Origin of the sequence: Actinophytocola algeriensis (assembly GCF_014203735.1) — a bacterium.
GTDB lineage: Bacteria > Actinomycetota > Actinomycetes > Mycobacteriales > Pseudonocardiaceae > Actinophytocola > Actinophytocola algeriensis.
The window spans coordinates 1301949-1326241 of sequence record NZ_JACHJQ010000001.1 but is presented as its reverse complement, the minus strand read 5'-3'; the positions used below and the strand labels follow the sequence as shown (position 1 = coordinate 1326241).

22 protein-coding genes and 1 pseudogene are annotated in these 24293 nt (G+C 69.6%); 11 read left to right on the top strand and 12 right to left on the bottom strand.

The window, feature by feature from the left end:
• Positions 1-24: 24 nt before the first annotated feature.
• The 3 genes and pseudogenes from FHR82_RS06260 to FHR82_RS06250 all read right to left on the bottom strand — a co-directional run.
• Positions 25-93, bottom strand: a pseudogene (locus FHR82_RS06260) (DUF742 domain-containing protein); the annotation flags it as partial.
• 23 nt (positions 94-116) lie between these two features.
• Positions 117-542 (bottom strand): roadblock/LC7 domain-containing protein, encoded by a 426-nt coding sequence (locus FHR82_RS06255; RefSeq protein WP_184809206.1) that lies wholly within the window; start codon positions 540-542, stop codon positions 117-119.
• Entirely contained in the window at positions 539-3412 is a 2874-nt protein-coding gene (locus FHR82_RS06250; RefSeq protein WP_184809205.1) for a sensor histidine kinase, read from the bottom strand. Before FHR82_RS06250 ends, FHR82_RS06255 begins: the two co-directional genes overlap by 4 nt.
• Before the next feature lie 769 nt (positions 3413-4181).
• Here FHR82_RS06250 and FHR82_RS06245 point away from each other — a divergent pair.
• The 4 genes from FHR82_RS06245 (at position 4182) to FHR82_RS06230 (ending at position 7731) form a co-directional block, all read left to right on the top strand.
• A complete protein-coding gene (locus tag FHR82_RS06245) occupies positions 4182-5174 on the top strand; it encodes an ABC transporter substrate-binding protein (protein ID WP_225943931.1) in 993 nt (330 codons plus the stop codon).
• 16 nt (positions 5175-5190) lie between these two features.
• A complete protein-coding gene (locus FHR82_RS06240) occupies positions 5191-5964 on the top strand; it encodes an ABC transporter permease (protein ID WP_184809203.1) in 774 nt (257 codons plus the stop codon).
• Positions 5965-6037: 73 nt separating this feature from the next.
• A complete protein-coding gene (locus FHR82_RS06235; protein ID WP_184809202.1) occupies positions 6038-6859 on the top strand; it encodes an ABC transporter permease in 822 nt (273 codons plus the stop codon).
• 5 nt (positions 6860-6864) lie between these two features.
• Positions 6865-7731: an ABC transporter ATP-binding protein gene (locus FHR82_RS06230; RefSeq protein WP_184809201.1), complete on the top strand. Its 867-nt coding sequence runs from the start codon at positions 6865-6867 to the stop codon at positions 7729-7731.
• On the opposite strand, the gene mdlC is transcribed toward FHR82_RS06230, so the two are convergent.
• From mdlC to FHR82_RS06195, 7 genes are all read right to left on the bottom strand, one after another.
• Positions 7725-9314: a benzoylformate decarboxylase gene (gene mdlC, locus FHR82_RS06225; RefSeq protein ID WP_184809200.1), complete on the bottom strand. Its 1590-nt coding sequence runs from the start codon at positions 9312-9314 to the stop codon at positions 7725-7727. The two genes, FHR82_RS06230 and mdlC, sit on opposite strands and share 7 nt — an antisense overlap.
• A gap of 32 nt (positions 9315-9346) precedes the next feature.
• Positions 9347-10564 carry an acyl-CoA dehydrogenase family protein gene (locus tag FHR82_RS06220; RefSeq protein WP_184809199.1) on the bottom strand — a complete coding sequence of 406 codons (1218 nt, stop codon included), beginning with the start codon at positions 10562-10564 and terminating at the stop codon, positions 9347-9349.
• A 141-nt stretch (positions 10565-10705) separates the two neighbouring features.
• Positions 10706-11428, bottom strand: a complete 723-nt coding sequence (locus tag FHR82_RS06215; protein WP_184809198.1) for a class I SAM-dependent methyltransferase — start codon at positions 11426-11428, stop codon at positions 10706-10708.
• A gap of 181 nt (positions 11429-11609) precedes the next feature.
• Positions 11610-11825 (bottom strand): hypothetical protein, encoded by a 216-nt coding sequence (locus FHR82_RS06210; protein WP_184809197.1) that lies wholly within the window; start codon positions 11823-11825, stop codon positions 11610-11612.
• A gap of 72 nt (positions 11826-11897) precedes the next feature.
• On the bottom strand, positions 11898-12179 hold the full coding sequence (locus tag FHR82_RS06205; protein ID WP_184809196.1) for a hypothetical protein: 282 nt from the start codon (positions 12177-12179) through the stop codon (positions 11898-11900).
• A 181-nt stretch (positions 12180-12360) separates the two neighbouring features.
• Positions 12361-12714, bottom strand: a complete 354-nt coding sequence (locus FHR82_RS06200) for a hypothetical protein (RefSeq protein ID WP_184809195.1) — start codon at positions 12712-12714, stop codon at positions 12361-12363.
• Positions 12715-12935: 221 nt separating this feature from the next.
• On the bottom strand, positions 12936-13289 hold the full coding sequence (locus FHR82_RS06195; RefSeq protein WP_184809194.1) for a hypothetical protein: 354 nt from the start codon (positions 13287-13289) through the stop codon (positions 12936-12938).
• A 395-nt stretch (positions 13290-13684) separates the two neighbouring features.
• Here FHR82_RS06195 and FHR82_RS06190 point away from each other — a divergent pair, with 395 nt between their 5' ends.
• The 6 genes from FHR82_RS06190 to FHR82_RS06165 all read left to right on the top strand — a co-directional run bounded on the left by FHR82_RS06190 (position 13685) and on the right by FHR82_RS06165 (position 20915).
• Positions 13685-14194, top strand: coding sequence for a TetR family transcriptional regulator C-terminal domain-containing protein (locus FHR82_RS06190; RefSeq protein WP_184809193.1), 510 nt, complete (start codon positions 13685-13687; stop codon positions 14192-14194).
• 112 nt (positions 14195-14306) lie between these two features.
• On the top strand, positions 14307-16601 hold the full coding sequence (locus tag FHR82_RS06185; RefSeq protein WP_311770904.1) for a M20/M25/M40 family metallo-hydrolase: 2295 nt from the start codon (positions 14307-14309) through the stop codon (positions 16599-16601).
• 187 nt (positions 16602-16788) lie between these two features.
• Positions 16789-16974 carry a hypothetical protein gene (locus FHR82_RS06180; RefSeq protein WP_184809191.1) on the top strand — a complete coding sequence of 62 codons (186 nt, stop codon included), beginning with the start codon at positions 16789-16791 and terminating at the stop codon, positions 16972-16974.
• 60 nt (positions 16975-17034) lie between these two features.
• Positions 17035-18624: a serine/threonine-protein kinase gene (locus FHR82_RS06175; RefSeq protein WP_184809190.1), complete on the top strand. Its 1590-nt coding sequence runs from the start codon at positions 17035-17037 to the stop codon at positions 18622-18624.
• A 2-nt stretch (positions 18625-18626) separates the two neighbouring features.
• Positions 18627-20033, top strand: a complete 1407-nt coding sequence (locus tag FHR82_RS06170) for a protein kinase family protein (protein WP_184809189.1) — start codon at positions 18627-18629, stop codon at positions 20031-20033.
• 33 nt (positions 20034-20066) lie between these two features.
• Positions 20067-20915, top strand: a complete 849-nt coding sequence (locus tag FHR82_RS06165) for an SAM-dependent methyltransferase (protein WP_184809188.1) — start codon at positions 20067-20069, stop codon at positions 20913-20915.
• Here FHR82_RS06165 and FHR82_RS06160 read toward each other — a convergent pair.
• Positions 20887-21972, bottom strand: coding sequence for a Cmx/CmrA family chloramphenicol efflux MFS transporter (locus FHR82_RS06160; protein WP_184809349.1), 1086 nt, complete (start codon positions 21970-21972; stop codon positions 20887-20889). The two genes, FHR82_RS06165 and FHR82_RS06160, sit on opposite strands and share 29 nt — an antisense overlap.
• 265 nt (positions 21973-22237) lie before the next feature.
• Entirely contained in the window at positions 22238-23029 is a 792-nt protein-coding gene (locus FHR82_RS06155; RefSeq protein ID WP_311770903.1) for a PaaX family transcriptional regulator, read from the bottom strand.
• Between the two features lie 85 nt (positions 23030-23114).
• On the opposite strand from FHR82_RS06155, the gene FHR82_RS06150 reads away from it, so the two are divergent.
• On the top strand, positions 23115-24290 hold the full coding sequence (locus FHR82_RS06150) for an ABC transporter substrate-binding protein (RefSeq protein ID WP_184809187.1): 1176 nt from the start codon (positions 23115-23117) through the stop codon (positions 24288-24290).
• The last annotated feature ends 3 nt before the right edge of the window (positions 24291-24293 follow it).

Genomic DNA, 24293 nt, shown 5'->3' with positions numbered 1-24293 from the left:
GACGCGCCGCGCGGGCCGAGGGGACTAGAGCCTGCGGAGACCACTGAGCACCCTTTCCATGAATTCGATCGACGGCCGGTCGCCGACGACCATGCGCGCCGTCGCGGTGAACACGGTCATCCGCGGCGTGCGCCTTGCAGCTGCGCACGCAACTCGGGAGTCATCTGCTGGCCGACCCGTTCGACCAGCAAGGTCATCTCGTAGACGATGAGACCGATGTCGGAGTTCGGCGCGGCCAGCACCGACAGGCACGAGCCGTCCGAAATGGACATCAGGAACAGGTACCCGCGGTCCATCTCGACCACGGTCTGGCTCACGCTACCGGCCTCGAAACACCTCGCCGCCCCGTGCGTGAGGCTGACCAGGCCGGAGGACACCGCCGAGAGCTGCTCGGCGCGGTCCCTCGGCAGGCCATGGGAGGCGGCGAGCAGCAGCCCGTCCGCCGACACGGCAACGGCGTGCGCCACGCCGGGTACTCGACGCACGAAATCCGTGATGAGCCAACCGAAGCTGCCGGGCTGATCTGTGGATGGAGTCGTCACTCCTGCTCCTCATCTGGGCGGTTGACCTCGGCACCGGACGTGTCGCCGGAGTGGGCATCGATGAGTGTGTGCCGACCACGCCGCACACCCTGCTGGAAGCTCGACATGCGACCGCGGATGGCGTCCGGCGAGCGAGGTGGCACCGGCGGAGCTGCCGGCACTCCGGTGGTCGTGGTCTGCTCTTGGTTGCGTGGCGCCGCCGACCCCGGCATGAGGTGTTCCTTGGGCTTTCGCTTCGGCAGCCCCGCGTTGGTGGTCCGCTTCTCCGCACCGGTGCTGAGCAGTGCCTCGGCCGCCTGCCAGCCTTCGTCACCAGGTGAGGTCCACACCGGCTCTGGCCGCCCTTCTGGGGCAGAGGCCGAGCCGTTGGCGGCACCCTGCATCCCTGTCGTGCTCCCGGTCGGCGGTTGGTCCGGCGGGAGCGGGTGCACGCCGGAGTCCGCGGCCTCGAACCACTGCGAGAGCACAGCCTCGTAGATCGGCAGGCGTTCGGTCGGCGCGTCCTCGTGGTGGTCGATGGTCGGGCGGCCGGTGGCCAGCGGCGGTCGGTCGTTGGCCACGGCAGGGCTCGGTTCGGGCAGCGGCGGGCCGAACAGGCCCGTCGCGTACTCGCCCGAGGTGGCCGGATCGCCTGGACCGCTGGGGCGTCCGTCGAGGTCCGGCGTGGCGCCGCTGGACGCGGGGGCGACGTCGATCCGGTCGTGGGTCAGGGCGTTGGCCGACTGGCCGGTTGCCTGCTCGGGGCTGCGGTCCCGACGTGTCGTGTCCCTGCTGAAGTTGCCGTCCGGCCGCAGTCTCCTCGGTATGCCGCCGGCGAACGCACCGGCTATGCCGCTGCTGCGGGCCGGGACCGGGGCGCTCGGCAGGCTCGGCAGGCTCGAGCCGGTGCCCAGCGACGACTCCATGGCCGTGGGCCGCAGCGAGGACGTCGTCGCGGTGGCCGACAGCGAGCGCGCTGGCGCGCCCAGCGGCTGGATCAGATCGGCCGGGACCACGATTCGGGCGACCAGACCGCCCTCGATGTCCTCGTTGTCACGCAGCCGCACGGTGATGTTGTGCCGCTTGGCCAGGCGCGCGACCACGTACAGCCCCATTCGCCTGGTCACCGCGACGTCCAGGTCCGGCGGGTCGGCGAGCCGGGCGTTGGCCGCCGCGATCTCCTGCTCCGACATGCCGACGCCTTTGTCGGTGATCTGGATGGCCAGTTCCTGCTTGCGCGTCATCGACATCCGGACGATCACCTTCTTCTCCGGCTCCGAGAAGAAGGTCGCGTTGTCCAGCAGCTCCGCGACGACGTGCACGAGGTCGGAGACCGCGCGACCCTGGACCGCGACTTCCGGTGCGGAAGCCACCTCGACGCGGACGTAGTGCTCGACCTCGGACACCGAGGCACCGACCACGTCGGAGGCGGGCACCGGCCGCGACAGCTGCCGCGAAAGGCCAGTGCCGGAGAGCACCAGGAGGCTTTCCGAGTTCCGCCGCATACGGGTGGCGAGGTGGTCCAGCTCGAACAGCGAGGCCAGTTGGTCGGGGTCCTGCTCGTCCTGCTCCAGGCGGTCGATCAGCGACAACTGGCGTTCGAGCAGGGTCTGCGACCGGCGGGACAGGTTGACGAAGATCGAGTTGATGTTCTCGCGCAGGAGCGCCTGCTCGGTCGCCATCAGGACCGCCTGCTCCTGCACCGCGTCGAACGAGCGGGCCAGCTGACCGGTCTCCTCCCTCGTGAACACCGGCATCGGCTCGACCGCGTGCTTCGCGGCCTCGGCCGGGTTCGGGTCGGCGAGGATCCGCTGTACCGAGGCGGGCAGCTTCCGGTTGGCGACCTCTAGCGCCTCACGGCGCAGCACGCGCAACGGGGTCAGCAGCGACCGGGTGACGATCACCATGAGGCCGAACGCAAGCAGGAGTGCGACCACCACGAGCGCCGCGTCCCGCCACGCGGACGTGACGGCGGCGTTGGCCAGCTCGTCGGCCTCGCCGCGCAACTGGTCGAGCAACGCGATCTCCACCGTGCGCATGCGCTCGACCGTGGCGGCACCGGCGTTGCTCAGGTCCGCGGCATTGATCAGCAAGGGCAGCGGCACGTCGGCCGTGGAGCGCTCGGCGGCAGAGATGGCCTGCGCCTTGATCCGCTGCCGATCGTCCACCTCACTGCCGGAGACCGTGTCGTTGAACAGCTGGAGCTGGTCGAGCGAAGCGTTGGCGCGGTAGTCCTCCAGCGCGCCTGCCGCGGCGGCCTGCGTGTCCCGGATACGGGAGAGGAGGTCGGCGGGGTAGCTGTCGTGCACCGCCGCGATCTGCAGGATCGCGTTCTCCTGGGAGACGCTCTCCTTGGCTTCGGACAGCGACTGGATGACGGTGCCCTCACGCAGCAGGTCCCGGTCGGTGACCGCGGTGTTGATCTCGCGACCCAGGCGCACGACGTCGACCAGCACGCGCGAGTACGCGTTGAAGACCGAGGCGTCGGGGTAGGCGGTGTTCTGGGTGGTCTCCCGGATCGCCCCCAGCGCGGAGAGGCGCTGCAGGCCGATGTTGTACCGCTCCTTGGCTGACTCGTCATCCGTGTCCAGCGCGCTCGCCACCTCCTGAGCCGAGGTGACCGCCCGGTCGACGATGCCGATCTGGGCGTCGAGCGGCGTGCGCGCGTTGTCGCGGTTCGCGGCCCACGCCACCGCGAGGTCGCGCTCCTTCTGCATCTCGTGCACCACGAGGGTCACGTTCCTGGCCAGGTCGACCTGGCTGACCGTCTGCCGGAACTCCGCGGCACGGTCCAGGTCGCCCGCCGCGCGCAGTCCGCCGAGCGCGAGCGCGGTCAGGGTCGGGACCACGATGACGGCGATGACCTTCGTGCGCAGCCGCCAGTTCCGCATGCGAAGGACCGACCCGCCCTTGTGCGCGGACGGCGGAGGAGGAGGGCCAGCGGACGCGGCACGCCGGACAGAGTTGTCGCCGACGTTGCCGCCGCGGCGGCGTGGGACGTCAGCAGTCGGCTCGGGCACTACCAGCACTCTCCCTGATTGTCAAGCCGATGGTCCGCCCGCTGGAACGGGCGTGTTCCCCAGTGAGGTCTCCATCGGTCCCGCGCCCAATGCCGCGGCGCGGCCGTGCGCAGCCACCCTCCGACTCCCACCACCGGAAAAGTGCCTGCTGACGTGCGCCTCATTGACTGCTTCGACGATCATGACCTCAGTGTGGGCACAGACAGTAGCGGACTGCATCGCCGCGCGTAAGTCCTTCGGAGGAATGCGTCGAACATCAGAGTTGGAAAGGTCACACCCAGACAACGATCTTTCGCGATCGGTACAGATCTGGAGGGGTCACGAATGGGGGGCAGACTCCCCCCATATGTAGTCGCCGGATCGCTGGTCGTGACGAGAGTGCGCAGGTAGACGGCGTCCGCGCGCAATCAGGCGACCACGGTGCGCAGACGAACGCGTGCATGCTGCCACCCGTTCCGGAAGCGTCATCACCCGAACAGCCGAGAGCGAACACAGATTGTCACTCGGGAACGGAGGTCTCTAGAGTGGCCGCCTGGTGTACGGGGGCACCACCGACATCACCTTTCACCACCTCACCCATGAGGAGAGGCTCCACATGCCCACAGGCCGTACCGGGAGCGGTCTCCGCTCTCGTCTTCCCTTGGTCGCTACAGCATTGACGCTGGTCACGGCGCTGTCCGGGTGCAGTCTGCTCGGTGGTTCTGACGAGGAGTCCGAACCGCAGTCCGGCGGCAACGGCAAGCTGGAGACGACCACCCTCAACATCTCGATCATGAAGACCACCGACCTCGCGCCGTTCCACCTGGCGATGCAGGAGGGCTTCTTCGAGGACGAGGGTCTGGAAGTCAAGTTCGTCGACGCGCCCTCCGGCGGTGAGTCGGTCAACAAGCTCATCTCGGGCGAGGCCGACATCTCGTACTCGAGCTACACCCCCTTCTTCCTCGCCGAGAGCAGGAAGGCGGGTCAGGCCAAGGGCGGCGTCAAGATCGTCGCCGACGCGGCGTCGGCAGGCCCGAACAGCTGCATGGTCGTCGCACTGCCGAACTCGTCGGTCAAGACCGTCCAGGACATGGCGGGCAAGCGGGTCGCGGTCACCGCCACCGGCACCATCTCCGACCTGCTCACCATGTCCACGCTGAAGACGAAGGGCGTGGACTACAAGAGCATCCAGTGGGTCAAGACGCCGTTCCCGGCGACCGCGGACGCGCTCAAGGCAGGCAACGTGGACGCCGCTTTCGTGACAGAGCCGTTCCTCAGCCAGACGCAGACCGTGGCGGGCGCCCTGCCCATCTTCGACACCGCCACCGGCCCGACCGCCGACATGCCGGTCGCGGGCTGGGGTTCGACCGGCGACTTCGTGAAGAAGAACCCGAACACGATCGCCGCGTTCCAGCGCGCGATGCAGAAGGGCACCGACCTGGCGCTCTCCGACCGGACGCTGGTCGAGCCGCTGCTGGTCAAGTTCTCCGGCGTCGACGAGAACATCGCGAAGGTCGCCACCCTGCTGACGTTCCAGTCGAAGCTGGACGCCACGCGAATCCAGCGGGTGCCGGACCTGATGAAGGACTTCGCCGTCATCACCGAGGAACTCGACGTGTCGAAGATGATCGTCCCGACCGCACCGCTGACCTGAGCGTCTGACCGAAGCGTTGCGACCCGTCATCCGAAATCTGATCGGGCTGGCCGGCTTCCTCCTGCTGTGGGAGGGAGTCAGCCAGTCCGGCATGGTCACCAGGACCTCCCTGCCGCCACCGAGCGAGGTGTCGGTGCGGCTGGTGGAACTGCTCGGCCAGGCTTCCTTCCTCCGCGACGTGATCGCGACGGTGCTCGCATGGCTCATCGCTCTCCTGATCGCCATCGCCATCGCCGTGCCCGCGGGGCTACTGCTGGGCAGTCTGCCCTGGCTGCGCTCATCCACCAGGGCACTGATCGAGTTCATCCGGCCGATCCCGCCGGTGGCCCTGATCCCGCTGATCATCATCACCATCGGCTCCGGACCGGAAGCGAAGATCACGCTGGCGGTGCTCGCCGCGGTCTGGCCGATCCTGTTCAACATCATCTACGCGCTCGACGACATCGACCCGCTCCTGCTGGACACCGCACGGTCGTTGGGCCACCGGCGGACACGGGTGCTGGCCACGGTCGCGCTGCCGCACGTGGCGCCGTTCGCGTTCACCGGAATCCGGCTCTCGGCGGCAATCGCGCTGATCGTCACGGTGTCCACCGAGTACCTGGCCGGCAGTGAGATCGGCGTCGGCGCCTTCATCATCGACGTCTACACCACCGTCAACGGCATGGACGAGGTACTGGCGGGCACCATCGTCATCGGCATCATCGGGTACCTGGTCAACGAGGGCCTCGAGCGGACCGGCAGGCGCCTGTTCCACTGGAGCGACACCACCCGCGTGGAGGCGCTGACGTGAGCGGAGCTTGCGGAGCGAACCATCGGGCACAGGCCGACCGCGAGCGGCTCTCCGGAGCCTGCGAGGGGGAGTCATGAGCCGGGTGATGGGTCTCGCCCAGCGCTGGATCGTGTTCGCGGTCGCCGTGGTGGTCTGGCAACTGCTCACGGCTTCCGCGCAGAACGTCTACTTCCCCACCCCGTGGCAGATCGCGCACCACGCCTGGAACCTGTGGTTCGTCACCGAGGACGGCGGATTCGGCCTGACCGCCGCGGTCACCGACGACATCCTCCCCAGCCTCGCGCGGGTGGTCGGCGGCTGGGCACTGGCCGCGGCCATGGGCGTGGTGCTCGGCACCGCGCTGGGCCGTTCACGCACCGGCATGCAGTACGTCGGACCACTGTTCGCGTTCTTCCGGTCGCTGCCCTCCCCCGCGCTGCTGCCGGTGTTCATCGTGCTCATCGGCCTCAACGATGACATGAAGATCGCGCTGATCGTGTTCGGATGCATCTGGCCCATCCTGATGAACACCGTCGACGGCGTACGCTCGGTGGACACGGTGAAGACCGACACGGCACGGGCGTTCCGCGCCTCTCGCGTCCAGTGGGTCGCGATGGTGGTGATGCCCGCGGCGCTGCCGAAGATCTTCGCCGGCCTGCGGCTCAGCCTGGCGATCGCGGTGATCCTCATGGTGGTGTCCGAGATGGTCGGCGACACCGTGGGCATCGGGGCCAACCTCGTCGAAGCGCAGAGCCAGTTCGACTTCCTGACCATGTGGGCGTGGATCATGCTTTTGGGCATCATCGGCTACGTCCTGAACCTCGCCATGCTCGCCGTCGAGCGCCGGGCCCTGCGCTGGCAGCCGACCCGCTCAGCCGTGGCGAACGCCAGGCGGACAGCCAAAGCCGGAGGATGAGAACTATGCCGACCATGCTGGAGGTGCGCGAGCTGGCGCACCGCTACGGCACCGGCCCCGGAGCGCACGTGGCCGTGGAGGACCTGACCTTCACCGTCCACCAGGACGAGCTGGCGTGCATTGTCGGCCCGTCCGGGTGCGGCAAGTCCACCCTGCTGCGCTGCATCGCCGGGCTGATCAGGCCGACCGAGGGCGAGATCAGCCTGCACGGTGACGTGGTGCGCGGCGTGCCGGACGATCTCGCGGTGGTGTTCCAGGACTACAGCCGCTCGTTGTTCCCGTGGCTTTCCGTGCGCGGCAACGTGGAGTTCGCGCTGCGAACCCGCGTGCGCGGTCGCACCGAGCGGCGGCGCCGGGCACAGGAGGCGCTGAGCTGGGTGGGCCTGGAGGCGTCGGCGAGCAAGTACCCGTGGCAGCTCTCCGGCGGCATGCAGCAGCGGGTCTCGATCGCCCGCGCACTGGCCTGCCAGCCGGCGCTGTTGCTGATGGACGAACCGTTCGCCTCCGTGGACGCACAGACCCGGGCCGACCTCGAGGACCTGCTGCTACGCGTGCGCCGCGAACACGGCAGCACGGTTCTCCTTGTCACACATGACATCGACGAGAGCGTGTACCTGGGCGACCGGGTGCTGGTGCTGTCGAAGTCACCGGCCTCGATCGTCGCCGACCTCCCAGTCGACCTGCCCGCGCAACGCGACCAGATCACCACCCGCAGCTCGCCCGAGTTCGTCAAGCTGCGCACCGAGATCGCACGCCTGCTGCACGACCGGGCACCGGCAGTCGGTGAACCGGAGCCCTCCTCGGCCGCCGAGAAGTTCCTGGCGGCCGAGCGCGCCGAGAAGGAGCAGCAGTCGACGCGCTCCGGTCAGTAGAGCACCGTCGGTGTGGGGTCCACCCGGACGTGGACCAGGGTGGGTCGGTCGTCGGCCAGAGCCTGGGTCAGCGCGGGCTTCAGTTCGTGTGGGTGGGTGACCTGGTGGGTGTGGCAGCCCATGCCCTCGGCGAGCGCGACGAAGTCGATGCCGCCGAGTTCCACACCGGGCAGCTTGTCGCTCTCCGGGCCGGAGAGGATCTCGACCGCCGCGTACTTGGCGTTGTCGATGACCACGAAGGTCACCGGCAGGTGCTCACGCGCGGCGGTCCACAGACCCTGGATCGAGTACATGCTCGACCCGTCGCCCAGCACCGCCACCACTTTCCGGTCCGGCGCGCCGATCGCGGCGCCGACCGCCGCGGGTAGCCCGTAGCCCAGCGCGCCGCCGCCGGTGCTCAGGAGGCCGGTGCGGGACGCCCGCACCGGCAGGTACTCCCGCCGGACCAGCAGGTGGCTCGGGATCTCCTCGACCAGCAGCACGTTCTCGTCGAGTTCGTCGGCGAGGTTCGCGAACACCCACTCCGCGGTGATCGGTGTGGTCTCCGGTGGTCGCGGCCTGCGGGTGCGGCCCGCGGGCACCGGGCGGATCGGCTCGGCCAGTCCTCCGGTGACCGCACGGATCGCCGCCCTCACACCGGAACGGATCCCCACGCCGACCCGGGCCCTGGCCAGCACCTGCTCGTCGTCGCTGACCAGGTACAGCGGCGGCAGCGCGAGATCGCTGGCGCCCCGGTAGACGTGGTACAGGAACGCGGGCGCGCCGAGCACGACCACCACGTCGTGTCCCTGCAACGCTTCTGTGGTGCCCCGTTCCTCGGGCGGCAGGAACCCGGCAAACTGCGGGTGATCCTCCGGGAAGCAGCTGCGCCAGGCCATCGGGCTGGTCCACACGGTGGCCCTGACCCGCTCCGCGAACGCCACCGCGTCCTGGATCGCGCCCTCCGCGTCCACTCCTGGCCCCACCACCAGCGCCGGGCGCTCCGCGGCGTTCAACGCGGCGACCAGACCGGCGATCGCGTCCGGGTCCGGCCCGAAACCGGGCACCGGCGGGCGCTCGGGCTGCGGATCGCATGCGATGTCCCAGTCGTCGACCGGGACCGACACGAACACCGGCCCGTACGGCGGCTGGGTGGCGACCCGGTGCGCCTGGGCGATCGCGCCCGGCACGTCCTGCGGGCGCGCGGGTTCGACCGCCCATTTCACGTACGGGCGAGGGAACGTGGTGGCGTCCAGCGCACCGAGGAACGGCTCGCTGGGCATCAGGGAACGGACCTGCTGTCCGGCCAGCACGATCATCGGGGTGTTGTTGCGGTAGGCGGTGAACAGGTGTCCCAGCCCGTGCCCGACGCCGCCCGCCGAGTGCAGGTTGACCAGCACCGCCCGGCCCGACGCGTGCGCGTACCCGTCGGCCATGGCCACCACGACCGACTCCTGCAACCCCAGCACGTAACGGAAGTCGTTGGGAAAACCGCGCAGGAACCCGATCTCGGTGGTGCCCGGGTTGCCGAAGATCGTGGTCAGACCGAGCGAGCGGAGCACGTCCCTCGTCGCATCCCGGACCGTCGTCACTGTTTCTGTCACTGCCTTTGTCACTGCCTTTGTCACTGCCTTTGTCACTGCTTCGCCCTCGAGTCGGGCCCCGTCTCGTCGAAGTCGATGACCGGGGCGATCGCGACACCCAGCGCACTGGCACCGATGATCTTGCGGGCGGCCTGGTTGCCCATCGGCATGAACGTGCCCGCCTGGGCGTCACGCCACATGCGTTCGTACGGCAGCTTGCGGGAGAAGCTCGCGCCGCCGAGCACGTCGACCAGGCGCCGCAGCACCAGGGTGGCGTTGTTGCTGGCCACGTACTTCACCAGCGCACAGCGGGCGATGCCCTCCTGCACGCCCACCTCGAACAGGCGACGCGAGGTGACCTCCTGGGCGTGCCGGTAGGTGAGCGCCCGGCAGGACTCCACGAGGATCTGGCACTCGCCGATGGTGTCCTGCACCAGCGGGTCGTTGCCCTTGCCACGCCTCGCGAGCTGGGTGACGGCCCAGTCGAGCGCCCCTGCTGCGATCCCGGTGTACACGGCGGCGAAGGCCCCCATCGCCCACGACCACACGGTTTCCAGCACCCGCGCGTCGAGGTGCCCGACCGGCAGCGAGTGCACGACATCCTCGTCGGCCACGAACACGTCGTCGTAGGCGACGTCGTTGGACTGGGTGCCCCGCATCCCCATGGTGTCCCAGGTCTTGTGGATGGTGACACCCGGCCCGTCCAGCGCCACCCGGCACAGCACCAGCCGCGGCCCGCCCGGCGCGTCCTCCCACCGAGCAGTGGTCGAGCAGTGCGTAGCCACCGCGGAGTTGGTCGCGTAGGCCTTGCGGCCGGTGAGCAGGAAGCCGCCGTCGACCTTGACCGCCGCGGTCCGCGCGTCAGTCATGTCGTTGCGCATACCAGGTTCGCTGGTGATCGAGGCCCAGATCAGCCTGTCCTCGGCTGCCTCGCGAAGCAGCTCAGCCAACCGCGGGTTCTTCGTACGCCGCCACACGCTGGCCCACTGACCGATCGGCGAGATGTGCATCGCGACGGCAAGCGCGGTCGACCCGTCGCCCATGGCCAGGCGCTCGAGGACCGGCACCAGCTCCTCCAGCGAGGCACCCTGCCCGCCCAACTCGGTGGGAACGGTGAGCCGCAGGAAACCGGCGGCCCGCAGATCGTCATAGTTCTCCACCGGGAACGTGTTGTCCCGGTCGTGCTCGGGCGCGCGCTCAGCGAAGGTATCCGCGAGCTTCCCGGCGATGTCGACGAGTTCTTGCTGGCGTGGAGTGAGGCACAAGTTCACCCGATCAAGCTACCGCCGGTCAACCAGTCACCGTAATCCGTGCCCCATCCTGCAGACCGTGACTGTCAGACCTGAGGATCGGCCGCGGCCGCCTGGAGACGCGGAGCGCGCATCCATCTCGATGCGACTGTGCTTCTCAGGTCAGCGCGGTGCGCGATAGCCGATGGCTCGGACGGTCAGCCAGGTGTAGTCGACGAAAGCCGGATCGGCATAGGCGGCATACGCGTTCGCGAGTTCCGCGGCGGTGACCGCGCCACTCGCTACCGCGTCGTGTTCGACCAGCCGGTGCGTCTCGATCATCCAACGCGCGAACGCTGAGCCGCCGCGCGCCGGGATGACGTGGCCTTCGGCGGTGCAGTCGACGAGACCGGCCGCTTCCAGCGGTAGCGGAAGAGTGCGTGCCCAGGTGGGGTCGGTGCCGACCGATCGACTCAGATGTCCGGCCATCGCTGCGAGCGCCCGGCCGACAGCCGGATCGCTGGACGACTCCGGCAACGGCGTGGCGGATTCGACCACGAGGACGCCGCCCGGCTTGAGCCAGGACACCATCCGGAGCAGCGCCAGGTCCCGCCGTGTCACGTGCTCCAGTACGAACCGGGTGTGGATCAGGTCGAACTCGCCCGGCGCATCGTCAGTGGTCACGTCGTGGCGAATCACCCGCACACCGCTCTCGGCGAGTGGAGCGAGGAGCGCGGTGCTCATGTCGGTCGCGACGACGTTGGCCGCGCCGGCCCGGTCGGCGAGGATTCGCGCGACCGACCCCGCACCGGCACCGACCTCGAGGCACGCCCAGCCTGGCTGGATGCCCACCCGGTCGAGCAGTTCCTCGCTGTCGCCGTCGAAAACGTGCTGCAGCAGGATCAACCGGTTGTGCTCGGCCGATGAATCCGTGTCCACGTACGAGGTCCAGTTGAGCGTCTCCGACATGCCCCGGGATCGTACGGGACGGAGGCGTCCGCGTCTGGCACAGTTTCTCATTTCCACTGGGTGGGCGCCGGATGACCTCGTCGTAGACGCTGCGATGGACCGCGGAACCAGCAACGGATCACCGGACAGCGACCCTGGCGGTGATCACCGGTAACGACACGCTGTCGCCGCGCTTGGTGACCAGCTGGTCCGGGCCGTCCTGGAGTTCGCCCCCGGGGGGCCTCGGCCGGACGTAGGGCAGAGACACCAGAAGGTGACTCGCGGTCGCGCCGTCCATCCATGGGCGACCGATGTTCGAGTAGTGCGAGCCGATCGCGTCGTCCGTTGGTGTCACCTGAATCCCATTTCTCCTTGTCCCACCAGGAGAGTAAGGCCAGCCCCGCCCTGCGCACGCTGACAGGTCGACTCATTCCACCGCGGCGATTCGATCGACGCGGACAGTTTCGCCCGGGGTTCGCCTGACGTAGGCGAAGGTCGTGTCACCAAGAGGAACCTCGAACCGTTGACCACGCGCAAAAGTCGCCGGATCGACCTCCACACCTTCGACGGTGTCGAAGGGACTGTCATGGGTGACGAGCCGCACCAGCGCCAGGTCGGCACCAGATCCCCGGGAGAACGAGAGCCAGCTCTTCGCCGCGTAGTCGTCGAGGTCGATGTCGTAGGGGGCCAGCGGGAACTCGTGTGCCAACCGTCCCCGGTCGAGAGATATGGAATGCCGCACGAAGACGTCGAACAGACAGCTCTGCAGCTTCTCCCACTGCGGAACTCACCGGCCTGCGAACCGTCGTCCAGTCACAGGAGACCGTCGATCGCGAGTACGAGGGCAACTGGTTCCTCGCGCTACGGTGACGCGATCGAGCGAGCCGGGTTCAGCGCTGCTCGCTCTCCGGCGGGTTTCCGCGGGCCAGCATGTCACGCAGTGCTTCATCGGCGGCGGTGATCTCCGCGTAGTACTGCCGGTGCACTTTGTACGTGCGGTCCAGCTCGATCGTGTGGTACATCCCGGTCGGTTCGCCGAAGAGGAAGCCGCGGCGGTAGCGCTGCGCGCCGCCGCGGCCCACGACCAGGATTGCGCGGTCGGTGACCACAAACGTCCACACCCGCACGTTGAAGATCCCGGAACCGCTCTGCGCGACGAAACCCGTCTGGATCTGCTCGCCGGCCTCCAGGTGTGGTGCAGCTCGTTTGGCGATCAGTTCGACCCGTCGTTCCTGATAGCCCATGGTTCCCTCCGAAGATGGCCGTGCCCGCATCGTAGGGCCGGCCGCCCGAGCAGAACGTCCGATGGCAGCTTCAGTCCACGAGCAGGTTCCCGCCCCGGCTCGGTCTCGCTTCGACTGGTCCCTGCCGAGAGCTGAGCCGCCGACCACGAATGTCCACCAACCCCACTGCGGCCAGCCTCTTCGGCCGCAGACCGTCTGCGATCCGACGGGCGCGGACCAGGTCACAGCAGCAACAGGATATTCACAGCCATATCTCGCACCTTGGCCCACTCGCTGGCTTGTCCGAGCGCGGATACCTTCCAGATCTCGGCGTGTTCGGGACCGCTCATTTCTCCCAGGAAATCATCCAATTCCTGGATCTTGTCGGCTGCGATTTCCGATATCCATCCGTGGTCCACGAGCTGCCGCACCAACAGCACTCCGTCGCCGAACTCGTGAGCCAGTTCGTCGGCCTCGTACGCGTTGCCAGGGAGCCCAAGTGAATTGAGCCACTGAACCTGGCTCTCGGCAGGAAGTCCGAGTACAGCGAGTGAACGCATGAACTTCACCAGGCTTGGTACAAGACCCTCGTTCATTGAGGAAACCTAACAGTTCCCAAGGGTCCATTCGAACTTCCAGTACGGCAGGCCGTCGAAGTGCCGCGACGAGCCGGGGTGACAGCTCTCGTCTGTCTATCGAGTCCTGGTAGTCGCCCCACGGGCCTCTGCCGAACGTGAGTTCGGTGTTCGCGCCGGCCGGAGAGAGGCAGTGCCGCGGCCTCGACGAAGGAGATGGCGTCGGGCTTGCGGGTCAGCTGACGAGACGGGGCGGCGCCATACAGCGCGGAAACGACGTTGGCCACGGCGAAGGTGCGGTTGCGCCACAGGGAGATCTCCACCGCGGGCACCGGATGGCGAGTGGATCGGAACAGGGCGAATGACAGGGCCGCCACCCCACCGCCGAGTGCGCCGATCGTCTGCGGGGAGCTCCAGTGCCAGGACGGGCCCTGCGTGATGCCGAGCGCCAGACCGCCAAGACCACAGCCGAGCAACGCGGTTCCGAACAGGTCGGGCATGCGGTGTTCGTCAGCGAGGTGGTGAAGCCCGCGAGGAAGGCACCGGCCGGCATCCGCCGCGTGTGGGCGCTGTGCGACGAGTGGCTGGACTACGTCGCAAAGCCGGTCTTCGCTGGTGGTTGCTTCTTCATCTCCGCCACCGCGGAGTTCGACGCGCGGCCCGGCCGGGTACGTGACGCCGTCGCCGCGGCACGGCGCGACTGGCGGAACCTCTACGAGACCACCATCGCCGACGCGATCCGGCTCGGGAAGATCTCCGCCCAGGTCACCGCGGGCGACCTGGCCTTCGAACTGGACGCCGTCTCCCGCGCCGCGGGCGAGGACGCGCTGCTGCACGACGATGCCTCGGTGTACGAGCGAGCCCGCGGCATCCTGCTCGCTCGGCTACGCGCGGTGTCCACCGGGACCGCACCCGAGCTCGGCTGACCTCCCTGAGGCGCGGCGGGACATCCCCAGTCCCCGTACTGCGGACAACCTCAGCAAATCCTTGCGGTCAACATCATTACGCTCCCCTTCGCCGCCGCATACTGTCGCCTCCGTGAACACCAATCTCCTCGACACACCCCGCCGCACCGTGGCGGGGTTGGTGGTCCTCCTGGTGGTGGCAGGAGTGATCACCGGCACCGCGCTGCTCCAACGCGGCGTGTCACCGGAACCGGCATCGGCGCCGTCGGCGGCGTTCAGTGCCGAGCGGGCGATGCGGCACCTGGAGCAGTTCGCGCGTGAGCCACGACCGCTGGGCAGCTCCGCGAACGCACGCACCGAGCGCTACCTGGCGGACGAGTTACGTGCGGCGGGCCTGTCGGTGCAGGTGCAGCACGCGGTCGGTGTCCACCCCGCCGACGGGCTGGCCACGTTCGGGCGGGTCGACAACGTCATCGCGAGGCTGCCGGGCACCGACCCGTCGGGCACGGTGGTGCTGGCGGCGCACCACGACTCGGCGGCGATGGGTCCCGGCGCGGCCGACGACGGCGCGGCGGTGGCCGCCATGCTCGAAACGGTGCGGGCGCTGGGCGACGCCCGGTTGCGCAACGACGTCGTGCTGCTGATCACCGACGGCGAGGAGAACGGTCTGCTCGGTGCCGAGGCCTTCGTGCGGGAGCACCCGCTGGGGAGCCGGGGCGGCGTGGTGCTGAACTTCGAGGCACGCGGCGTCAGCGGCCCGTCGCTGATGTTCGAGACGTCGCGGGACAACGCGCGGCTCGTGGACCTGTTCAACGACACGGTGCCGAACCCGCGTGGGGACTCGTCGATGGTCGAGGTGTACCGGGTGCTGCCGAACAACACCGACTTCACGGTGTTCGCGGACGCCGGGTTCAGCGGCCTGAACTTCGCCTTCATCGAGGGCGCGGCCCGCTACCACACGGCGGGCGACTCGATCGCCAACCTCGACCGGGGCAGCCTGCAACACCACGGCGAGAACATGCTGGCGCTGACCAGGACCCTGGGTGGCGCCGACCTGCGCACGCTGACGACGGACCACGACAACACCTACTTCGACGTGCTGGGCCTGAAGGTGAGCTACCCCAACGGGTTGGTGTGGCCGCTGGCGGTGGTGGCGCTGTTACTCGTGGCCCTGCTGACGTGGCTCGCGGTCCGTCGTGGGCTGACGAGCGTCGGCAGGGTCGCGCTGGCCGCGGGGTCGGCGGTGGTGCCCCTTGCTGTCGCGTTCGGGCTCGGGCAACTGGCGTGGACGGTGCTGACGTGGGTGCGGCCGTCCTACGACGCGGCGGGTGGGCTGCTGCACCGTCCGACGCTGTTCAACGTGGCGGTGATGCTGGCGGCGGTGGCGGCGCTGCTGGCGTGGTACCTGCTGCTGCGTGGGCGGTCAGGCCCGGTCGCGCTGGCGATCGGCGGCATGACGTGGCACGCGCTGCTCGGCGTGGTGTGTGCCGCGTACGCACCGGGCGCGTCGTTCCTGTTCACGGCACCGGCACTGCTGGCGGCGCTGGGGGCGGGAGTCGCGCTGCTGGTGCGGCATCCACTGTGGTCCGTGGTCGCGCTGGCCGTCGGTCTGGTGGTGGGAAGCGGGCTGCTGCCGTACTTCGCCTACGAGGTGTTCGGCGCCGTGGGGCTGTCGCTTGCCGGTGTGGGCGCGGTGTTCACCGTGCTGTTCGGTCTGCTGCTGCTCCCGGCCGTGGAGCTGTTGCTGCCGGAGCTCGGGACGCGCCGCCGCACCACGTCGGCGGTCCCGGCCACGGCGCTGGTGGCGAGCGCCGTGCTGGTGGCGGCAGGCCTGGCGGTCGACACCCCGGACGCGACGCACCCGGCACCGACGCACCTGGCGTACGTGCTGAACGCCGACATCGGGAAGGCCACCTGGGTCAGCGGAGAACCGAGCCCGAGCGACTGGACGGCGAACTACGTCACCAGCAGGAACACGGACGCCTTGCCGGAGGGCTACCAACGAGGGCCGCTGTGGACCGGACCTGCCCCGGCGATCGACGCGGAAGGTCCGGAGATCACCGACGTGGTCAAGGAGGACGACGAGGTCACGTTCCACGTCCGCTCGCGGCGCGACGCCCGGTCGATCACGTTGCGGCTGAACGCCCCGATGACCGAGGCAAGCGTCCGGCTGGCAGACGGCACCCGGGTGAGGACAGCGGTCACGGGCACACGGGAGAACACGTGGCCCTCAGAACTCCGCTTCCGCGACCTCCCGCCGGAAGGAGCCACGATCACCATCACAACCACCAGCACCCGACTGACAGCGATGGACGAAACGCCGGGGATCCCGGCACTCCCCGACACGGCCCCACGCCCCGACACGACAACGGCAAGCACCAGGGAGGACGGTGACGTGACAGCGGTGGCCCACACGTATCGCCTGTGACGACCGTCAGCCACCCACGAAACGATCCAGACTCAAGGGACAGACCCGATATGTGACCGGTGCCGGACCGGCGCGGCCGAACGCACCTCGTTCGCGGATGCGGGGAACGTCACGTGCACCCGGCGCACCGCGGCGCGGGGGTCTGTGGCACGGTTTGGCGCGGGGCGTGGGCGGGTACAGATCGGGCATGCCTACGAAGGACGTCATCGATTACCAGCTCACCGCTGTCGACTTGTCCGCGGACCAGCGCAGGCGTGCCGTGATCACGGTCGCGTCAGTGGCTCGAGACGCTGACGACTGTGCCGGGTTGCTCGACGCGCTCGGATTGAGCGCGGCAGAGGCGTTCCCTGACGTGCCCGCCCCGCGCATGTAGTCGGCAACTGCCCTGTGGCCTCGTGCTATCCATAGGGGGTATGGGGCGAGACGGGGAGCAATGAACGAGCAGATCATCGCGGGCCGGTATCGGCTGGCCGAACGGCTCGGCAGTGGCGGCATGGGGGTCGTCTGGCAGGCCTATGACGAACGGCTGCACCGCAAGGTCGCGGTCAAGCAGGTGATGGTGCCTGCCGAGCTGACGTCCTCCCAGGGCGAGGAGATGATCCGCCGCACCATGCGGGAGGGGCGGATCGCGGCGCGGTTGCAGCATCCGCAGCTGATCACCGTGTTCGACGTGGTGCAGGACGGCGGGCAGCCGTACCTGATCATGGAGTACCTGCCGTCCACGAGCTTGGCCGGGCTCGGCACGCTCGCGCCCGACGAGGTGGCGCGGATCGGTGCCGAGGCCGCCGACGGGCTGGCCGCCGCACACGAGTCCGGGGTGGTGCACCGGGACGTCAAGCCCGGAAACGTCCTGGTGGGCGAGGACGGCACCGTCAAGATCACCGACTTCGGGATCGCCCGGGTCACCGAGGACATCGCGGGCACGTTGACCAGCACGTTCGCCGGTACGCCCGCGTATCTCGCGCCTGAGGTGGCGAAGGGGAACCCCGCCACGTACGCGTCCGACGTGTACTCGCTCGGCGCCACGCTCTACACCGCCGTCGAGGGGGTGCCGCCGTCCGGGAAAGACAGCAACCCGATGGCGCAGCTGTACCGGATCGCGTCCGGTGTGATCACGCCGCCGACGAAGGCCGGGCCGCTGTCCGACCTGCTGTTGTGGCTGCTCAACCCCGACCCCGAGCAGCGGCCGACCATGGTGCAGGCACGCGACGCGCTGGCCGGGCTCACCTACGAGATGGCACCCACCATCGTCGCGCCCGCCCCGGTTCCCGCGCCGTCCGCGGACAACACCGCCGCGAACGACACCGTCGCGAACAACACGGCCGCACCGCACACCGCCGCACCGCACAACGTCGCACCGCACGATGCCGCACCGCCCAATGCCGTGCCGAACGCCGCGTTCCAGGCACCCCCCGCCGGGCCCCTGCCTGCCGCCGCGCCGCCCGAACGCGGGAACAGACGCGGCCGCGCCGTCCTCTTCGCGGCCGTCCTCGTCGTCGTGGCGGTGGCGGCCGCTCTGGTGACCACCCTCGTCAACCGCGGCGACTCCCCGGACAACGCGGCCCCGGCCGCGGAGACCACCTCGTCGAAGCCCGAGCCCACCACCGAGCCGCCGACCTCCGACAGCGAGGACGAGACGACCGCGCCGCCGACGACGACGACCACCACCACGACCACCACCACGACGACGACCACGGCGCCGCAGCCGCCCGCGGACCCCGGCGCCGCGATCTCCTCCTACTACGCGATGATGCCCGGCAGCCGCGACGACGGGTGGAACCGGCTCAGCGCGAGGTACCAGAACAAGACCGGACGATCGAGCTACGAACGCTGGTGGGGCAGCATCAGCGCCGTGAGCGCGTCGGAGATCGCCGTCACCGGGCCCACGACCGTCGAGGTCACGGTCCTCTACAACTTCACCAACGGCAGCCGTAAGCGTGAGCGCCACCGCTACACGCTCGTCAACCAGAACGGCGCCTGGCTGATCGACGCGTCGGCGGTCCTCTCCAGCAACCCGGCGTAGCGGTGCGCGCACTGGGGGAATCCGACGCGCACGAGGTCGGGCCGTACCGGCTGCTCGTGGAGCTGCGTACCGACGACACCGGCCGGGTCATACTGGGCACCGCCATCGACGGTCGGCTCGCCGCGCTCACGCTCGTCGACGACGGCCTGGTGGACGCCCAGTTCCGCGCCCGGCTGCGCGCCGACATCCAGAACGCGGCACCCGGTGTCCACACCGTCCACGTCGTCGACGGGGACGCCGACGCGTCGCCGCCGTGGGTCGCCACCGGCTTCATCCCCCGCGTCAGCCTGCGTACCGCGATCACACGGACCGGGCCGCTGCCCACGGCGTCGCTGCTCCGGCTCGCCGACGGGCTGGTGACGGCGCTCGAGGAACTGCACGACCGGGGTCTCGTCCACGGCAACCTCACACCGGACACCGTGCTGCTCACCGACATCGGCCCGCTGCTCGTCGACTCCGGGATCGCACGCGCGGCGGGCAACCACACCTCGGCCGACGACTTCCGCACGCTCGGCGACCTCGTCGTGGCGGCAGGCGGCGCGGACCTCACCGACGTCGTGTCGGCGTGCGCGGCGGGTGAGCCGTCCCCTGCCTCGTTGCGCGAGGCCATCGGCCCGCTCCCGCCGTCGGGGCGGCCGTGGCCCGCGGCGGTCCGCGAGCTGGCGGTCGAGGAGAGCGACCGGATCGTCGACCTGATCACCGGGACCGGCTGGCGGCCGGCACCCGCCGAGCCGGGGGACGGTCCACCGCCCGTCGGGCCGCCGGCGCCGCGGCGGCCGCTGACCAGGGTCTTCGACGCGGTCCTCGTGTCGGCGGTGACCGTGTTCGTCGGCTGGGTGATGTCGTGGCTGGTGTTCCACCAGGACCTCGACCCGTCACCGCTCCCCGACCACGCCACGGTCGTCGCGCAGAGCAGCCGGTTCATCGCCGGCGCCGCCCGTGTCGCGTGGCTGCTCAGCGGGTTCGCCTTCGCGGTCTGGTGCACGTGGTTCGTGCTGCTCATCGCGCGGCCACGCGGGAACGTGGTGCCGTGGGCCGTGCTGACCGGCGTGACGCTGTTGCCCGTCGTGCTGTGGGGTCTGACGTTCGCCGGTCTGGAGGTCACGCTCGTCGCGGCCCCTACTCCGGGTGACCTCTACGAGGGTGCGTTCATTCCCGGCTTCGTCGCCGCGGGCGTCGGGTGGTGGCTGGGAAGCAAGCTGTTCCGCGGCAACATCGCCGTGGGCCTCCTGGTCGTCGTGAGCCTGGTGGCGGTGGGCCTGACGGTGACCGTCGGGCTCTATTTCGGCTGGTACGGGGTGGTCGTCGCGGGCGTCGTGCCCCTCGACATCGCCGGTGTGCCGCTCGGTTGTCTCGCGGGCAGCATCGTCGCCCGCTCGCTCTCGCCCGATCGAGTGAGTCAGCCATAGCGGCGGGTGCCAGACGATTACGCTGGTTCCCCGATGGCAACGCATGCGACATCTCCGAGCCAGGTGCCGGTCGGCGTTGATCCGACGCGGCCGAGCATCGCCCGCGTGTACGGCGGGTTCCTGGGCGGCAAGGACGTCTACGACGTCGACCGGCAGATCATGGCCAAGATCAGCGCGGCCGTGCCGGAGGCGGTGGACATCGCGCGCGGCAACCGCGGTTTCCTGAACCGCGCGTGCCGGTTCCTCACGCAGACGAACATCCCACAGTTCCTCGACTGCGGCTCCGGGCTGCCGACCGCCGAGAACACGCACCAGATCGTGCAGCGGCACAACGACGAGGCGCGGGTCGTGTACGTCGACAACGACCCCGTCGTGCTCGCGCACGGGCGTGCCCTGCTGGAGGACAACGTCCGCGTCCGCATGGTCGGGGCCGACATCTTCGAGCCCCGGCAGGTGCTCGAGAACGAGATCGTGCGCAGCGTGCTCGACTTCTCGGAGCCGCTCGTGCTGCTGCAGGTCGGGACCCTGCACCACGTCACCGACGACACCAAGGCGCCGGCGATCATGCGCGAGTACGTCGACGCGCTCCCGTCCGGCAGCTACGTGGTGTTCTCCCACTTCGTCGACCCGGAAACCCCGGAGCTGACGCCGATCGCCAAGCGCATCGAGCACATCCTGGTCAACGGTCCGATAGGCGCGGGCCGGTTCCGCACCCGCGACGAGATCGCGGCGATGCTGGCGGGCCTGGAACTGGTCGCCCCCAACGCACAGGACCCGCCCGGCCTTTCCGTGTGTGACGCGTGGTGGCCGGACGGGCCCCGGCTCGGGGGTCTCAGTGGCGCGGCTCAGTGCATCATCGGTGGCGTGGGGCGCAAGCCGTAGCGACGAGGGCCGCGGCCACGCTCAACCACACGGCGTGCCGGTGGTCGCCGGTCGCCTCGGTGACCGCTCCCGCCACGGCCGGCCCGAGCACCGCACCCACGTTCAACGCGACCGTCGCGAACGCCCCGCCCAGTGACGGCGCGCCGGGCGCGAGCCGAAGCACGCGGGTGATGAGCACCGACCCGACACCGAACGACAACGCACCCTGCACCGCGGTGGCCACGAAGAACGGCACGGGATGGGTGCTGAGGAGCACGAGCACCAGCCATCCGGCGGGCAGGACGAACAACCCGGCGGTGAGCCACCGGTCGGGCATCCGCGCGGTGACCCCGAGGAACGCACCCAGCCCGAACGCGGCCAGCAACCCGGGCACCGCGCCGTCCGGCAGCCCGGCGACGTCGGTCGCGATGACCGCGAGGTAGGCGAAGGTCGCGAACGTGGCGCCGTTGACCAGCGCACCGAGCAGGAGCGTGCGCCGCAACGGCCGCGACCGCAGCTCGCGGAACTCCCGCCGGACGTCGACGTCCCGCACCCCGGCGGGTTCGGCCGGCGCGGCCCGGACCACGAAGGCGAGCGCGGGCAGGGAAAGCGCGGCGACGGCCCAGAACGCCGCGCGCCAGCCGTAGAACTGACCGAGCAGCGCCCCGGCCGGCACCCCGACCACGCACGACAGCGTCACGCCACCGATGAGGACGGCCGCCCCACGCGCCCCCACCACGGTCATGGCAACGGCGAGGAACCCGGCGTTGGCGACCGCGGCGACGACCCGCGTGCCGAAGAGAACGGTGAAGTCGCTGGTCACCGCGCCGACGACGTGCATGGCAACGAACACGACGAGGAAGGTGACGAGTGCCCGGCGACGGGGCCAGCGAGCGCTGAGCGCCGCCATGACGGGCGCCCCGGCAACCATCCCGACGGCGTAGGCGGACGTGAGGGTCGCGGCCGCCCCGACGGGCACGGCCAGTTCGAGGGCGATGTCCGGCACGAGCCCGGACAGCATGAACTCGGAGGTACCTTGCGCGAACACGGCAAGGCCAAGGATGTAGACGAACAACAACGAGCGCTCCAACGAGAGAACGGACGAGGGAATCCAGGTCCGGTCGCCGGCGCGTCAGCCCACCCGAAGCCACGGGCGAGAAGTCAGCCGCAACGCCGCCGAACGACCGGCGGCTCCGCTCTGTCCGACTCGGGGCTCATCACGGGCGGCACGGTATCGCCCGGGAGCGCCGGGATCCACCCGATTACGGCGGCCGAGGTTCACCATGGACCACATCGGGCATACCGCACCGGCCTCGACCGCCGGTGAGAGCACGTGCGGGTCGTCAACCAGCCGGGCGGGTGTCCAGCAGTTCCTTCGCGAGTTCCGCCGCCGGGGTCGCCAGGACGCTTTCTATGTCGTGGAAGGACTTCTGTGCTGCGATGGCCGGCCAGTCCTCCGGGAGGTGGCGGACCGGGAGGCGGGGGTCCTTGCGGATGATCCGCAGCCACTCCGTGACGATCGACAGGTGGGCGGCCAGCGGGTCGTGCTCGTACGGTTGCGGGTCCGTCCAGTGGGTCAGGAACTCGCGGTAGCTGTCCGCGATCGGGGTCAGGTCGTACGCGTCCTCGACGAGTTGGGCCACGTCCGAGTCGACCGTGGCGCGGAAGATCCGCACGTGGGCGGACAGGCCCAGCGACGCCACGATGTCGTCCACCTGGACGTGGCCAGGGGCAATCCACAGGCCACCTTGCAACGGCCCGAAACCCGCCCACGCCAGTTTGGCGCGCAGGTCGTGGCGCTGGCGTTGCCATGCCTCTGGCAACGAGAAGCCCAGCAGGGTCCACGTGCCGTCCCAGTCCTCGTTGACGGCTCCGGTGCGCCAGATCCGGGTGTGGCCGTCGCGGAGCACGTTCGCGGCCAGGGGGGTCAGGCCGAAGTACATGCGCCTGCCCTCCTTCTGGCGGTACAGCAGGCCCTTGTTGACCATGCGGGTCAGGGTCGACCTGGTCGCGTGTTCCGAGACGCCCACCCTGCCGAGCACCTCGATCACGCTGCCCGAGAAGACGCACAGGTCGCGGCCGTAGAGGTGGTCGCCCAGCAGCGTGAGCATCAGGGACTGGGGGCGCGGTGACACAGCCGCAATGTTAGGCAGTTTCTTGACGACTGCAACTCAAACGCCTAACTTTGGGGGCGGCTCGCATCGCGTACGAGGAGGTACCGTGCGTCGACTTCTCCCTGTCCTGTCAGCCTTTCTCCTCCTTTCCGCCGCTTGTGGCGACGACTCCGCGACGACCAGCGGGCCCATCCAGGTCGGCCAGATCGTCTCCCTCACCGGCAACTACTCGCCGCTCGGCAGCGAGAACAAGAAGTCCGTCGAGCTCGCCGTCGCCAAGGTCAACCGGGAGGGCGGGGTGCTCGGGCGGCAGCTCGAGGTCGTCGTGAAGGACGACAAGAGCCAGCCGGATCAGTCCGTGCTCGCGTTCAACGACCTGCGGGGCGACGAGGTGGCCGCGGTCATCGGGTCGCCGTTCTCGAACTCCGCGCTCGCCACGATCCCCCTGGTGGACCGGGAAGAACTCCCCTACCTGTCGCTCACGCCCGCCGACGAACAGGTCGAACCCGTGCACCCGTACGTGTTCGTCGTGCCCGCCACCTCCGGCACCTACGCCGAGCGGATCCTCCAGTACCTGGACGCGACCGGGGTGTCCACTGTGGCCGTCGCGCACGACACGCGCAGCTCCTACGCCGTCGCGGGCCACAAGGGCATGCGGGACAACGCTTCCCGCTACGGCATCGACATCGTCGCCGACGAGGAGTTCCAGACCGACGCCACCGAGTTCGGGTCCGTGTTCGGGCACGTCCGCGGCGCGAAGGCGCAGGCACTGGTCGTGTGGGCGACCGGGGCACCCGCGGTCGCGCTCACGAAGCAGTACGCCACCGCGGGGCTCGACATCCCGCTGGTGATGACCGGTGCGCAGGCCAGCAAGCTGTTCCTCGACCCGGTCGGCGCGGCCGCCGAGGGCGTGGTCGTCGCCAGTTCGATCGGCGTGGTCGGGCCCGATCTCCCCGCCGGTGCGCAGAAAGACGCGATCGACGAGCTGACCACCGCGTTCAGCGACGAGTACGGCTACCCGCCGCCGCAGTTCGCGCAGGACGGCTGGAGCGCGGTGCAGCTGCTGGTCGCCGCCATCGAGAAGGCGGGCAGCACCGAACCGGGCGCGATCCGGGGCGCGCTCGAAAGCCTGCGGCTGGTGACCCCCAACGGCGAGTACGCGTACGGCAAGGACGACCACGCCGGGCTGGGCCCGGAGTTCATCTCCGTCAACACCGTCACCCAGGGCGCGTTCCGGCCCACCGAGTGGTCGGGCACGCAGCTGGCCGAGCTGGCGGGGTGACCC